Origin of the sequence: Micromonospora deserti, assembly GCF_003236335.1 — a bacterium.
Classification (GTDB): domain Bacteria; phylum Actinomycetota; class Actinomycetes; order Mycobacteriales; family Micromonosporaceae; genus Micromonospora; species Micromonospora deserti.
In genome coordinates this window covers 47,317-61,099 of record NZ_POUB01000004.1, presented here as the reverse complement: position 1 = coordinate 61,099, position 13,783 = coordinate 47,317, and the positions used below count along the sequence as shown (strand labels likewise).

The 13,783-nt window shown below is 69.5% G+C and carries 8 protein-coding genes and 3 pseudogenes; 7 read left to right on the top strand and 4 right to left on the bottom strand.

Annotation, left to right across the window (positions count from 1 at the left end; translation table 11 throughout):
- Positions 1-275 precede the first annotated feature (275 nt).
- Both C1I99_RS01165 and C1I99_RS01160 read left to right on the top strand, forming a co-directional pair.
- Positions 276-1,991, top strand: a complete 1,716-nt coding sequence (locus C1I99_RS01165; RefSeq protein WP_233512249.1) for an ABC transporter ATP-binding protein — start codon at positions 276-278, stop codon at positions 1,989-1,991.
- A complete protein-coding gene (locus C1I99_RS01160) occupies positions 1,988-3,772 on the top strand; it encodes an ABC transporter ATP-binding protein (protein ID WP_111132274.1) in 1,785 nt (594 codons plus the stop codon). Before C1I99_RS01165 ends, C1I99_RS01160 begins: the two co-directional genes overlap by 4 nt.
- 1,219 nt (positions 3,773-4,991) lie before the next feature.
- On the opposite strand, the gene C1I99_RS01155 is transcribed toward C1I99_RS01160, so the two are convergent.
- Positions 4,992-6,086, bottom strand: coding sequence for a LysR family transcriptional regulator (locus C1I99_RS01155; protein ID WP_267897455.1), 1,095 nt, complete (start codon positions 6,084-6,086; stop codon positions 4,992-4,994).
- Here C1I99_RS01155 and C1I99_RS01150 point away from each other — a divergent pair.
- From C1I99_RS01150 to C1I99_RS01140, 3 genes and pseudogenes are all read left to right on the top strand, one after another.
- Positions 6,007-7,380 (top strand): MFS transporter, encoded by a 1,374-nt coding sequence (locus C1I99_RS01150; protein WP_111132272.1) that lies wholly within the window; start codon positions 6,007-6,009, stop codon positions 7,378-7,380. The genes C1I99_RS01155 and C1I99_RS01150 overlap by 80 nt on opposite strands.
- Positions 7,381-7,484: 104 nt before the next feature.
- Positions 7,485-8,969: pseudogene (istA, locus tag C1I99_RS01145) on the top strand (IS21 family transposase).
- 216 nt (positions 8,970-9,185) lie between these two features.
- Positions 9,186-9,839 carry an ATP-binding protein gene (locus tag C1I99_RS01140; RefSeq protein ID WP_325049184.1) on the top strand — a complete coding sequence of 218 codons (654 nt, stop codon included), beginning with the start codon at positions 9,186-9,188 and terminating at the stop codon, positions 9,837-9,839.
- A 421-nt stretch (positions 9,840-10,260) separates the two neighbouring features.
- Here the strand turns inward: C1I99_RS01140 and C1I99_RS01135 are convergent.
- Both C1I99_RS01135 and C1I99_RS34910 read right to left on the bottom strand, forming a co-directional pair.
- Positions 10,261-10,353: pseudogene (locus tag C1I99_RS01135) on the bottom strand (DUF1905 domain-containing protein); the annotation flags it as partial.
- 213 nt (positions 10,354-10,566) lie between these two features.
- Positions 10,567-10,776: a tyrosine-type recombinase/integrase gene (locus C1I99_RS34910; RefSeq protein ID WP_438941375.1), complete on the bottom strand. Its 210-nt coding sequence runs from the start codon at positions 10,774-10,776 to the stop codon at positions 10,567-10,569.
- Between the two features lie 126 nt (positions 10,777-10,902).
- Here C1I99_RS34910 and C1I99_RS01125 point away from each other — a divergent pair, with 126 nt between their 5' ends.
- Positions 10,903-11,100 (top strand): hypothetical protein, encoded by a 198-nt coding sequence (locus tag C1I99_RS01125; protein WP_111132271.1) that lies wholly within the window; start codon positions 10,903-10,905, stop codon positions 11,098-11,100.
- An 85-nt stretch (positions 11,101-11,185) separates the two neighbouring features.
- Here the strand turns inward: C1I99_RS01125 and C1I99_RS01120 are convergent.
- Positions 11,186-12,575: pseudogene (locus tag C1I99_RS01120) on the bottom strand (IS701 family transposase).
- A 244-nt stretch (positions 12,576-12,819) separates the two neighbouring features.
- Here C1I99_RS01120 and C1I99_RS01115 point away from each other — a divergent pair.
- On the top strand, positions 12,820-13,434 hold the full coding sequence (locus C1I99_RS01115; RefSeq protein ID WP_233512245.1) for an IS701 family transposase: 615 nt from the start codon (positions 12,820-12,822) through the stop codon (positions 13,432-13,434).
- Positions 13,435-13,783: the final 349 nt, after the last annotated feature.

The following is a 13,783-nucleotide window of genomic DNA, read 5'->3' as shown; positions in this document are numbered from 1 at the left end:
ACCAGTGTCGTACCGCGGGCCGAGCCGGATCCGATTGGTATGACGACCGCGAACGGAGCCTCGGCTGCATCCGCTCGTGCCAAAGATGCGCGCGTTGGCGTATCGACGACTCCGCGCGGCCGGGAGCTGTTGAGTCCCGCGGAGACGCGGTTGGCGCGCGTGGACTCGACCGGCGCGGTAATGCGTGGGTACGTCGCGAGCTTGATCGGTAACCTGGACGGGTGCCCCCGCAGCTCCCTCATCCCGAGCCTGGCGTGCCGGATACGAGGGGGCCGATGTGGTACATCTGGTGGCTGGTCCGCTGTCAGCCGTGGCGGGTGCTGCGCGGCAGCCTGATCGGTACGGCCTGGATGCTCGGGTTGTCGGTCCGGCCGTACCTCGTCGCCCGCGCCATCGACGATGGGCTGCGCGTATCCGATTACCGGGCGCTGTTGTGGTGGGTGGCCGCGATCCTCGTCGCGGGGGTGGGCTTGGCGTACCTGGGCATCATGCGGCACCGCACGATGACGTTCGTCCGGGAGGACGCGTCGGCCCGCTCCGCGGCCGTCCTGCTGCGTCAACTGTCCCGGATCGGTGCCGTGCTGCCGCGCAAGCTCGCCGCCGGGGAGGTCGCCACCGTCGGCGGCGCCGATGTCACGCACACGTCGGCGGTGCTGACGATGACCGGGCCGGGTGTGGGCGCGGTCCTCGCGTACGCGTTCGTCGCCGTCGTGCTGTGGTCGGTTTCTCCGCTCCTGGCGCTGTTCGTGCTGCTCGGCGTGCCCGCGACGGTGGTGGTCGTGGGACCTCTGCTGCGCCGCCTCGAACGGGTCGAGTCGGTCTACCGGCACCAGCAGGGCGTCCTCACCGCCCGCGCCGGAGATATCGTGGCGGGGCTGCGCGTGCTCGCCGGGGTCGGTGGGCGCGGCCTGTTCGCCCGCCGGTACGCGGCCCGCTCCCAGAGTCTGCTGACTGAGGGATACCGGGTTGGCGCCGTGAACAGCTGGATCGAGGCGCTGACGATCGTCATCCCGGGTTTCTTCCTGGCCGCCGTGGTGTGGCTGGCGGCGCGGATGGCCGCGGCTGGCGACATCACGATCGGGCAGATGGTTGCCGTCTACGGGTACGTGGCGGTCCTCATCGTGCCGGTCTGGTTCCTGCTGGAGGGCGGCTACCAGGTGATCCGGGGCCGGGTCGCCGCCCGCCGGATCGTCGCCCTGCTCAACCTGACTCCGGACGACGCCGCGCCGCCTTCGGGAGTCGGCAGGGCGGGAGTCCAGCCCGCGCCGGACTGCCCCGCCGAACTGCACGATCCGGTCACCGGGCTGACGGTACCCGCCGGGCGGCTGCTCGCCGTCGCCGCCGATGACCCGGCCGAGGCCATCGGGCTGGCCGACCGCCTCGGGCGGTTCGTCGCCAGCGACGTGACCTGGGGTGGCGTACCGCTGGCCGGGGTCGCACTCGACGAGGTACGGGCTCGAATCCTCGTCGCCGACCACGACTCGTACCTCTTCGGCGGGACGCTGCGGGAGATTCTGCGTACCAGGGCGGGCGTCGGCGACGCCGACATCAGAGCGGCGCTGGGTACGGCGTCGGCCGAGGATGTCGTCGACGCCCTGTCGGACGGGCTCGCCACGCCGATCGGCACCCGGGCCCGTAGCCTCTCCGGCGGCCAGCGACAACGCATACGCCTCGCCCGGGCCCTGCTCGCCGAACCGGACGTCCTGATCCTCATCGACCCGACGTCGGCCGTGGACGCGCACACCGAGGCGCGCATCGCGCAGCGACTCCGGGCCGCGCGGGCCGGGCGAACCACGATCGTGCTGGCTACGTCGCCACTGCTGCTCGGGTGCGCCGACACGGTCGCGCACCTGCGCGAAGGCCGGATCGTCGGGACCGGCACCCACTTCGAGCTGCTCGAACAGGACCCGAGCTACCGGGCGCTGGTGTCCCGGCGCAGTGACTCCGGTGATAACCAGGAATCCGTTGGCATGGACGGGGTGCTGCGGTGACCGGGCTCCCCGTCGCGGACCGGTCCGTCGTCCGCCGGGCCGCGCTGGACCTCATCGCCCGGGACCGTCGCGCGGTCGCCATCGTGCTGGTGCTGCACGGCGCCGCCGCGATCGCCGGGCTCGCCGCACCGTGGTTGCTGGGCAGGATCGTGGACGAGGTCGCCGCCGGTGCGGGCGCGGCCGCAGTGGACCGCCTGGCGCTCTCGATCGGCGTCTGCGTGCTGGCCCAAGGGCTGCTCTCCAGGTACGCCCAGTACGCCGGTCACCGATTCGGCGAGCGTGCCGTCGCCCGACTGCGCGAGGAGTTCGTCTCGCGGACGCTCGACCTGCCAGTCTCGCTCGTCGAGCGCGCCGGCACCGGCGAACTTGCTACCCGCAGCTCGGTTGATGTAACGACCGTCGGGACCACCGTCCGCGACGTGGTGCCGGTCATCGTCATCGCCTCGACACAACTGTCGCTTCTCTTCGGCGCGATTTTCCTGCTGCACCCGCTGCTCGGCCTAGTCGCCTTGATCGGGCTACCGTCGATCTTCGCGGTCACCCGCTGGTACCTGCGTCGCGCCAGGCGGGCGTACCTTGCCGAGGGGGCCGCGACCGCCGAGCTGACCGAGGCGCTGACCACGACTGCGGAGGGCGCCCGGACCGTCGAAGCGCTCCGCCTCGGCGCCGATCGCGTCGCGTACGGCACTCAGCGCATAGGCCAGGTGTGGGCCACCCGCCGGGCGACCCTGGCCCTCCGCTCCGTCTTCTTCCCGGTGGTGGAGGCGAGCTACGCGCTGCCGATCGCCGCGGTGCTGCTCATCGGCGGATTCTTCCTGCCCAGAGGCATGGTGACGCTCGGTGAGGTGGTCGCCGCCGCGCTCTATCTCCAGCAGGCGGTCGATCCCTTGGACCGGCTGCTGCAGTGGATGGAGCAGGCGCAACGCGGCCTCGCCTCATTCGCCCGCGTGCTCGGTGTCGGCCAGAAGACTGAACCGGAGAACGGGTCCGGCCCCGTCACGGTCGCCCCGGCCGCAACCGGTATACCGGAACCGCGCGGCAGGGCGTCCGCGCCGTCGGGGGAGCGGCTCGTGGTGCGCGGCGCGCGATTCTCGTACGCCGACGGCCCCGATGTGCTGCACGGGATCGACCTCGAGGTGCACCCTGGCGAACGTCTCGCCATCGTCGGCCCTTCGGGCGCCGGGAAGTCCACCCTCGCCCGGCTGCTCGCCGGAATCGACGCGCCGCGCGAGGGTGTGGTGAGCCTCGGTGGCCGCCCGGTCACCGACCTGGCCCCGGCCGAGCGGCGCCGCCGGATCGCCCTCGTCACTCAGGAGCACCACGTCTTCATCGGCTCGCTGCGCGACAACCTCGCCTTCGCCGCGTCTGGCGCGTCCGACGAACAGATGCGGTCCGCACTGGTAGCCGTGGGCGCCGACTGGTATACCGACCTGCCCGACGGCCTTGACACGCAACTCGGCGACGGCGCCCGCGAACTCGCTGCCGCCGACGCCCAACAGCTCGCGCTGGCAAGGCTCGTGCTCGCCGACCCGCACACACTGATCCTCGATGAGGCGACCGCCGCGCTCGATCCGACAACCGCCCGGCGCACCGAGCGGGCGCTCGCCGCCGTCGTGACCGGCCGTACCGTCATCGCCATCGCGCACCGTCTCAACACCGCGCACGACGCCGATCGGGTGGCAGTACTCGAAGACGGCCGGATCACCGAACTCGGCAGCCACGACGACCTCGTTCGCGCCGATGGCGCCTACGCCGCCCTCTGGCACTCCTGGCACGGATGAACAAGCACTGATTGATGGCAGGCCGGGTTCCTTTTCCCATTCCTATCCGTCGCCTGACGCCAACCGACACGCCTCCGAAAAACCCGGGGAACATCAAGCTCCCCTGCTCTGCGTAGCGTGGAGCAGGCTCCCTCTCGGGCATAAGCAGCCCATACCACCTAGCGACCAAAGATCGCTAGAGCCCGTGTTGCGGCGGCAGTGGCGGTGAACGCCCAGGGGCGACAGTGCGCAGCGTTCTCTTGCTGAGCCGGGTATGCGGCGTGCCGCCGAGTCACCAAGGCGGGGCCACGAGGCGCGACACGCCGTCTCTGCTCCGCGTGGCGTGCCTGCTCCGGAACCGCATCATCCGCTACTTTGCCACTGGCAAAGAGCCATGAGCGGGTCGACTATGTTTGCCCGCCCTCGCCCTGGACCTGTCCACCCGAACGGTCATTCCGCGGGCAAACCTGCCGGTGTCGGTGTGCGGGCGCACGCACGAACCCATGCGGCTCGACGTACAAACCCGCACCAGGCCAGCCGGCCTCCGACGGTCAGTGCCGATGAGGCTGCGGGACCTGGTGGCGGGCCCGTTCGGGGCAATCTTGCGTGCCGGGCGTCCTGACTCCCGGCGAAGCGCTCGACATCCGCTGCTGAGAATTGCGAAGGCGTCCTCGGCCTACGCGGTCAGCCGATCGACGAGAAACGACGACGTGCCGGCGCTGGTGGCGAAAGCCAGCCAGGCCATCGGCGGGCACGTCAGTCAGGCTGCGGGCCGCAACTGTAGAAGGTTACGGCGGGTCCTCGGGCGGCTGCACCAGTTCACCCAGGACACCGCGGAGCTGCGGAACCGAGCCGGCGACGGGCACGGCATGAGGGTCTGGCGGGGGCAGGGCTGGTCATCGAGCGAGGACGACCACGATCGTGGCGAGGCATCCGATCAAACGCAACCGCGACGGCCGGACCGACCGAGGCGCTCGGAGATGACGGCCGAGAGTCGCAGCGATCAGGCCGGCTCATGCTGCGAGGTACTTTCGGCGGCCTTCTCCATCGATTGGCGGGGCCGACGGCCTGCAGCCAGGCTCCGGAGTCTCCCGCTGGTCATGCTCAAACTCGTACGCGCATTCACCGCACATGCCGTCGACGTCTGTTAGCGGACATGAAGATCGCCCCAGGGGCGGCCAGCAAGGCCCACACAATGGCGGACAGGGGTTCTCCCCGGTGGGTCGGCGAGGTCTGGTGTTCAGGGGCGGGCTGCGGCGTACAGGATGTCGCGCATGCCAGGCAACGACTCCTGGTCTTCTCGCCAGATCAGCCGCAGGCTGAGATCCGGGAGTGGGAGGTCGAGTTGGATCAGGGCGCCGGAGTGGAGGCTGTCGGCGACCGCGAACTGGGGTAGCAGCGTGATTCCGAGTCCGTGCTCGGCCCACGCGCGCATCACCGGGACGCCTCCGACTTTGATCCGTTTGGGACCGGAGCCGAGGATCTTGTCCCCGGCCATCCAGAACGAGCATTCCGGGACGTTGACCAGGAGCCGCTCGTGTTTGAGGTCATCGGGAGTCAGTGCGGTTCGGGCGGCGAGCGGGTGGGCAGGTGCGGATACCAGTGCGAGGGGGATCGGGTCGAGGTCAATGAAGGTGAGCGGTTCGGCGGGGGCGGGGAAGCCGAGTCCGCCGACGTTGTCGCCGGAGTCCAGCAGCAGGGCGGCTTCGAGTCGTCCCTCGATCACGTCGGTGAGGAGGCCGTCGCGGTTGCGTTCGGTGTGGATTTCGAGGTCGATGTCGGGCCGGCGTTCGGCGAATCGGGCGAACACCTGGGGCACGTAGGAGCCGGCGAGGGTTTCCAGCGCGCCGAGCCGGAGCAGTTGCCGTTCGCCTCTGACGTCGCGGGTGGCCTGCTTGGCCTGGTCGAGCAGGGACCGTGCCCATCCCTGCAGCCGTTGTCCGGCGGGGGTGAGCTCCATGCCCTTGGGGCCGCGCACGAACAGGGCCACGCCGAGTGCTTCCTCGAGGGTCCGGATTTGCTGGGAGACGGACGAGGGGGCGAGGTCGAGCGCGACGGCGGCATCGGTCACGGTTCGGTGGCGGACGACGGCCTCGAAGGTCCTGAGTTGGCGTAGCTCCACACGCGGAGAAACAGCCCGCAGCGTTCGGAAATTCCGAACGCGTCGTGCGGCTGCGGCGGTGGAGCTGTTGACCTGACGAAACGCACAGTGTTGGCGTCCTTCCCACTGTCGTCTTCGGGGAGCTGTCCCAGTTATGACCCTTTTGAGTTCATCTGCACCCGCAGGGGCGAATCTTCGATCGCCGCGGGGGCGTTCCAGCGCCCTGACGGGCATTTCGCTGGGCTACTTCATGGTGCTGCTGGATATGACGGTGCTGTCGGTAGCCGAGCCTGATCTGGCATCGTCTCTGCACACCTCGATGGCCGGGTTGCAGTGGGCGACCGCCGGCTACACCGTGGCGTTCGCCGCGCTGCTGCTGTCGGCGGGGGCGGCGGCGGACCGATTCGGTGCCGAGCGGCTCTTCCGGGCCGGGATCACGGTCTTCACGCTCGCATCCTTGCTCAGTGCGTTCGCCCCGGGGCTGTGGGCCCTGGTCCTCCTGCGTGCAATCTCGGGGGTCGCCGCGGCGGCGTGCGTGCCCGCCTCGATGGCGATGATCGCCCAGCTCTACCCAGAACCGGCGGCACGGGCGCGCGCGGTCTCGGCATGGGCCGCGATCAGCGGCGCGGCCGTTGCGGCCGGTCCGATCGCGGGCGGCGCCTTGGTCGGCGCGGCCGGATGGCGGTCTATTTTCCTGGTCAACGTGCCCATCGGCCTGGCGGTGCTGGCGCTGACGCTGGGCCGGGCGGTGGCCTGCCCGCGCAGTGACCGCCGGATCGACTGGCCCGCCCAGTTAGCAGCCGCCGCAGTGCTGGCCCTCTTCACGGACGCGCTGATCGCCGCCGGTTCGCAGGCATGGGCCCACGCCGCGTGGTCATCGGTGGGGTTCGGGGTGTCGGCGCTCGCGTTCTGCGGCCTGGAGCGCCACAGCCAGGCGCCGGTCCTGAACCGGGCTCTGCTGCGGTCAGGCCGGGTGCGGGCTGGTCTGCTGGCCGCTGCGGCGGTGAACTTCGCGTTGACTGGGGGGCTGTTCGTGCTGCCGCTGCTGTTGCAGCAGGAGCGGCACCTGGACCCGCTGCAGACCGGGCTGGCGTTCTTGCCGCTGACGGTTCCCTTCGCGGCCAATCCGCCGTTCACGGGCAAGATCGTGGCACGGGTGGGTCCTCGCCGTCCGATCCTGGCCGGTTTGGCTCTGCTGGCCGCTGGAGGTGCAGTGCTAGCAGGCGTGGTCTTCGCCGACGGCGGCTACATGTGGCTCGCGGTGGGCCTCTTGATGACCGGCTTCGGCGTCTCCTACGCCTTGCCGGCTCTGGTCGCGGCCCTTGTCGGCGTCGCCCCGGCGGGCACGGCCGGTGCGGTGGGCGGCCTGCTCAACGCCGTGCGCCAGGTCGGCGCCACCCTCGGCGTCGTCGTCATGGGTGCTGCCGTCGCCGCAGGCACTGGATGGGCCCTGCTGATGTCGGCCGCGGTCTCCGCCATCGCCTGGTTCGTGTTCGCTCTCGCGCGCCATGAGGAGATGGCCGGATGACACCGAACCGAGGCCAATGCGGCCATGCCGCGCTCAGCTGACTTGGGCACCCACCGGGCTGCTGCTGCGCGCGCGATACCGCGGGGCTGGATCAGCACCCGTCCGTGAAAACGAATCAGGAGATCATGGAGATCCTTGCCGCCTACGACCTGACCGGGAGCTACCGTCGGGCCGCCGAACTCGTGGGATGCGACCACCACACAGTCCAGCGTTACGTCCAGCTGCGCGAGAACGGGACCGCCGCTGTGGGGCGGCTGCCGCGGGCGAAGATGATCGACGCCTTGGAAGCCCAAGGTCGAGGAACTCGTCGAGCAGTCGCGCGGGCGGATCGGCGCGGACCAGGTCCACAAGAAGCTTGTCGCAATGGGCTTCCCCGGCACCGAACGCACTACCCGCCGCGCGGTGGCCGCCGCCAAGGAGTCCTGGCGATCCGGCCACCGCCGTGTCCACCGCCCCTGGGTCGCCGAGCCCGCGCTATGGGCGCAGTGGGACTGGGGCGAAGGTCCACGCCTCGCCGGTCGCCGCACGACACTGTGGTGCGCGTGGCTGGCTTGGTCCCGGTTTCGAGTCGTCATCCCGGTGCTGGACAAGACCATCCCGACAATCGCGGCCTGTCTGGACGCGACGTTCCGGGCCTTCGGCGGGGTGCCGACCTACTGCCTGACCGACAATGAAAAGACCGTGACCACCGCTCACATCGCCACACTCGCGGTCCGAAACCGCGACATCGTGTCCATCGCCTGCCACTACGGCACCACGGTCCGCACCTGCGTTCCGGCCGACCCGGCGTCCAAGGGCGGGTCAGAGAACACGGTGAAGATCGCCAAACGGGACCTCGTGCCCACCGAGGTCAACCTCCGTGCCTCCTACGGCTCGTTCGCCGAGATCGAGCAGGCATGCCGCGCGTTCATGGACGAGGTCAACGGCCGGGTCCACCGCGAGACCCGCAAACCTCCGGTCGAGCTGCTCGCCCAGGAGCGGTTCGGCTCCACCCGGTCCCCGAGCACCCCTTCACCGCGGCGTTCGGACAGACCCGGCAGGTCCACGAGAAGGACTCCACGATCCGCGTCGACCAGGTCCGTTACTCGGTCCCGCACCGCTTCGCCGGCCAGCAGGTGTTCGTTCGCTGGCACGGCGAAGAACTCGTCGTCACCGTCATCGAGGACGACATCCCTGCAGAGATCGCCCGCCACCCGCGCTCCACCCCGGGCAACCCGGTCATCATCGACGAGCACTACCCGCCCTCTGCCCGCGGCACCCGCACCGCGAGGCCGACCAACGCGGCCGAGGAGGAGTTCCTGGCGATCGGCCCGGGCGCCGCAGCCTGGCTGGAGGAGGCCGCGGCCCAAGGAGTACGCGGCATCGCCGCGAAGATGGCCGACGCTGTGGTCCTGGCCAAACTCCGGGGCGCCGACACCGTCGACAGGGCCCTTGGCACCGCAGCCGTCGCCAGTCGGTTCGCCGACGCCGACCTGCGCTCGATCCTGGACCACCAGGCCTTCCACACCGGACCCGCCGCCCCACCACGCGCAACCGAGAACCACAGCCTCCAACCCGGCACCGGCGCCTGGAACGGCTTTGGCCAGTAACCCGGCACCACGAACACACACTGAAGCACTACAGAAACGAGCAGACAGCATGACGGTCGAGATCTCCGCCCCACCCCGACTGAAGGCCCCCGCCTCCGCGACGGCCGCGCTCTCCGGGGTCGCCTTCGACGAAGCGATCGCGTTGACGAAGACCCTGAAGCTGCCCCACATCCGCCGGGCGATGGCCGAGGTCATCCCCACCGCGAAGGCCCAACGCTGGGATCCCGCCGAGGTTGTCCGTGTGCTGTTGGCCGAGGAAGCAGCCGGACGCGCCGCCTCCAACCTGCGCACCCGCAGGCAGCGGGCCGCTTTCCCCCCGGCAAGACCTTCCACATCTGGAACGAGCAGGCCTCCTCCATCCCCGTTCCCACCCAGAGCTCCCTGCGGACGCTGGAGTGGATCGGCCGCCGGGAGAATCTCTGCGTCTGCGGGCCGTCGGGCACAGGCAAGAGCCACTTCACTGAAGCCCTAGGCCAGGCAGCCATCGACGCCGGGATGACGGTCGCCTGGTTCACCATCGAAGACCTCGGCGGGCTAGTCCGCCGCCACCGCGTCGACGACTCGATCAGCAAGGCCTTCACCCGCATCACCCGCACCGACCTGGTCATCGTCGACGACATCGGCCTCCTTCCGGTCTCTCCGGACGCGGCAGAGGGCTTCTACCGCTTGGTGGACGCCGCCTACGAACGCCGCAGTTTGGCCGTCAGCTCGAATCTCCACCCTTCCGGATTCGACGAGATCATGCCGAAGACCCTCGCCACCGCCACCGTCGACCGACTCCTCCACCACGCCCACGTTGTCGTCACCACAGGCGACAGTCATCGGCTGTCAGAAGCCACCAACGGCAACGGCGTCGTCGCTCTTACCTGAGCCCTGCCCTCTCATGGACACCAAGAAGTCCCGGGGGAGTTTCAGTGTCCGCCAGTGTGTCATGTCTCCTGACCATGAGCGGGGAGATCATGCTGTCCGCTAACAACGTCATTGCCGAAGCCGTGCTCCATCCACGAGTGGCCGCACGCGGGACAATCCCTCAGCGCACGGAGTTTCCGAATCGTCTCAGCCCGTTGTCGCCAACGCTGCAACAGGTTCGCCACGCCTCGATGATGCCGCACAACCGCTTGCCGCTCGATGCGCAAAGGACTATCCGTCGGTGGTGCTCGGGTACGTCCGGTTCTGATGGGGCGGCGGCGCAGTAATGCGCCGTCGCTACCCGGCTTGGTCGGGCATCGGTCCGGTTGGCACACGCCCGACCAGGCCGCTGATCATGAGCTGACGCGGGCTCTCGCCGTTGTCACGCGTGGATGAGCTCGACGCTCACGGTCGCGATGTCACCCGCGTCGAGGGCTTCTGCCTTGCGGACGGCGCGCTTGATCGGCAAGACATAACAGCCACGCCCGAGTCACCTGCCGGCGGGCGCCGCCGGCGCGGCGACGGCCGCTGGCGGCGGCGTCGGTCGGGCGTGCCGCAGGCTCCGGGTGAGCAGCAGCGGTTGATTCGTGGTTGAGCCACAGGGTGATCACGGTGATGTCGATACCGCCGTGCAGGAGTGCCATCGCGGTGGAGTGGCGCAGGGTGTGCGGGGTGACCTTCTTGCCACTCAGCGACGGGCAGGCCGTGGCGCGTTCTGGGCGTGTCTGCCGACGAGGTGTTCGACAGCGTCTGCGCTGAGCGGGGTGCCACGGCGGGTCGGGAACAGCGGGTCGGATGGTTGCCCGCCGCATTCTTGTAGCCAGGTGCGCAGCGCCGTTGTAGCGGGCCGGTTCAGTGGAGTACAGCGGTCCTTGCGGCCCTTGCCGTGGCAGCGAATGTGTGCACCGGTCCCGAGGTGGGTCCTGGATCTTCAGACTGGCAAGTTCGGCGTTGCGCAATCCTGTGTGGACGGCGATGAGTAGCAGGGTGTGGTCGCGGCGACCGGTCCACGTGGTGGTATCGGGTGCGGCCGGACCTGGTCAACCGGAACTTTACCGCCGACGCCCAGAACCGGCTGTGGGTGGCCGACGCCACCCGGATCGTCACCGGGCAGGGTGTGCTGTGGCTGGCCGCGGTCCGCGACGCGTTCTCCAACCGGATCGTGGGCTGGAAGACCTCCGATCGGTGCAACACCGACCTCATCCTAGTAGTGCTTTGTTAGGTTGGGACGAGTTGGCGGCAGAGGGGGCAGAACCCGAGCCAGGTCGCGAGTAGGTACTGCAGTTGCCGCAGGACGGCGTACAGGCTCAGGTCTGCCCCGTTGCTTTTGGGCGTGTGAGCCGTAGTTGGGTGAGGAACAGTTGGGCGGCTGCGGCGAGGGTGACGTGGCGGTGCCAGCCGATCCAGGAGCGGCCTTCGAAGTGGTCGAGCCCAAGGGCGGTTTTGAGTTCGCGGTAGTCGTGCTCGACGCGCCAGCGGCTCTTGGCCAGGCGGACCAGTTCGGTCAGTGGTGTGTCGGCGGGCAGGTCGGACAGCCAGTAGTCGCTGGGCTCGTCCTGGCCGGGAGGCCACTGCACGAGCAGCCAGCATTCGGGCAGGACACCGTCGTCACCGCGGTGCGGTCCGCGTTGGATGGCCCGGCCGGCGGGACGCACCCGCAGCGCGAAGAAGTGCCCGGACAGCTGGCCGACAGGCCGGTCCGGGGCGCGCTCAGGTGCGGGTAGCCGGGCACGCCAGCGCACCAGGCGCGTCGCGTTCGGCGCCATGGGCGAGGGTCAGGTCCTTCAGGCTGCGAGCCGGGTCGGGGTACTTCGGTGTGGGGTACTTACCGACTCCGGCGTAGGGGACCTCGACGGGCTGGGCGTCGCCGGGTTGAGCGGTGGTGCTCGAGGTGGTCGCGACGATGTAGCTGATGCCGCGTTCGGTCAGGCCCTGACGGAACTCCGCGACCTGGCCGTAGCCGGCGTCGGCGGTCAGCAGCGGCGGGCGTAGCCCCCATGCGGCCAACTCGTCGAGCATTTCCAGGGCCATCAGCCACTTGGGTCGGTACCGCTCGGCGTCAGGGACCTTCGACGCCGTGCGTCGCCGGCGGATCTGGTCGATCTGCTCGGCAGGCGGCACCTGCACGCGCGGGTGTGGTTTCTTCGCCCCGGCCTGGTCGCGGGTGACCGGCTGCTGGCGCAGCCTGCGGGCGTGGGCGTTCGCAGGCTTGCCGTCCGGGCCGGGCACGCAGCTGTCGTCCCAGGACTCCGGCACGAACAGCCGCCAGTTCAGCACCGCCGAGGCGGCGTCGGTCGCCGCGTGGACACTGACGGCGATCTGGCAGTTGGCGACCTTGCCGAGCGTGCCGGAGTACTGCCGCGCCACACACGCAGAAGCCTTGCCGTCCTTGGGAAACCCGGTGTCATCCACCACCCACACCTGAGGCACCACCACGTCGATCGCGGCCGTCGCCAACCGTCGCCGCACACCGGCGACATCCCACGTGGACGAGGTCAGGAACTGCTGCAACTGCTGGTGATCGACCCCGAGCCGTTCGGCCATCGGCTGCATCGACTTGCGCCGGCCGTCCAGCATCAGCCCGCGCAGATACCGCAGACCAGTCGCGCGCTGATCCGACCGCCGCAACCCCGCGAACACCCCTGCCGCGAAGTCCTCCAACCGCGCCCGTACCCGAGCGAGTTCCCGCTCATCCACACACCGAACCCAAACACCAGCACGACGCTCCTACAAGCGACACGCCACAACGACCTAACAAAGCACTACTAGTACTCCAGCCGCACTTGCCTGATCTGAAGTTTCGGCAGCTCATCGGCGTGATCGACGTCCGGGTTGCACCGGCCACGCAGCTGCGGATGTCGATGCTATTCGACGGATGGGTTGCGTGGTCGCACTGTCTGTCTGTTGTGGCCAGCGCCGGGGCGGGCAAGCTGTCGCGCTTGTGTTGGTCGATGAGATTGTCGGGTGGCGGGCGGGTCTGGATGATCTACTGGCGCGGTTCGCGCACCGGTTCGGGCGTGCGGAACCGCGCCGGCAGGCGCTGAGCTATCTCGTCGGATTGTTGTCGCCGTTGGCGAGCAAGAACGGCTGGACCCTGGCCGAGGCGGCCGGTGACGCGACGCCGGACCGGATGCAGCGGCTGCTCAACCGGTCGGCGTGGGCGCCGGACGCTGTTCGTGACGACCTGTTCGCCTACGTGAGGGAGCACCTCGGCTACGACGACGGGGTGCTGATCGTCGACGAGACCGGCTTCCTGAAGAAGGGGATCAAGTCTGCCGGAGTGCAGCGTCAGTACTGCGGAACGGCCGGACGGACGGAGAATTGCCAGCTCGGGGTGTTCCTGGCCTATGCCAGCCCGCAAGGGCGCACCCCTGATCGACCGGGAGTTGCATCTGCCCCGCAGGTGGTGCGACGACCCCGCCCCCGCGAGGAGGCCGGCATCGCGGCGAGCGTCGGGTTCGCCACGAAGCCCGCGCTTGGCCTGCGGATGCTCGAACGCGCCATCACGGCGGGCCTGCCGGCGCGGTGGGTCACCGCGGACGAGGCATACGGGTAGGATTCTAAGTTCCGGGCCTGGCTCCAGCGGCGCAGGATGGGCTACGTCCTGGCCGTACCCCGCAACCAGCGGATCCCGACCGCGACAGGCAGCTCCCGACCGGTTTCGGCTGGTCGCTCAACTTCCCGCTCACCCCGCTCGTGATTGTGACCGAGGCGGCGATTGTCCTCGCGGCCTTCCTTACAGCAACAGCGCTGGCCCGCCGCTGGTCTGTGACGGCGAAAGGGTAGGCCAGCCGGCACAACGGTCATGGTCTGAGGGGATCCGTGCGCCGGGCCTCCATCAACGAATGGCTGTGGTCGACTTCGACACAGGCCCTAGACGCGGGTCTGGGCCTGCCACTGAGGAA

Coding starts and splice junctions, on each gene's coding strand:
- C1I99_RS01165 (WP_233512249.1), top strand. CDS start 276: ATGTGGTACATCTGGTGGCTGGTCCGCTGTCAGCCGTGGCGGGTGCTG.
- C1I99_RS01150 (WP_111132272.1), top strand. CDS start 6,007: ATGACCCTTTTGAGTTCATCTGCACCCGCAGGGGCGAATCTTCGATCG.
- C1I99_RS01155 (WP_267897455.1), bottom strand. CDS start 6,086: ATGCCCGTCAGGGCGCTGGAACGCCCCCGCGGCGATCGAAGATTCGCC.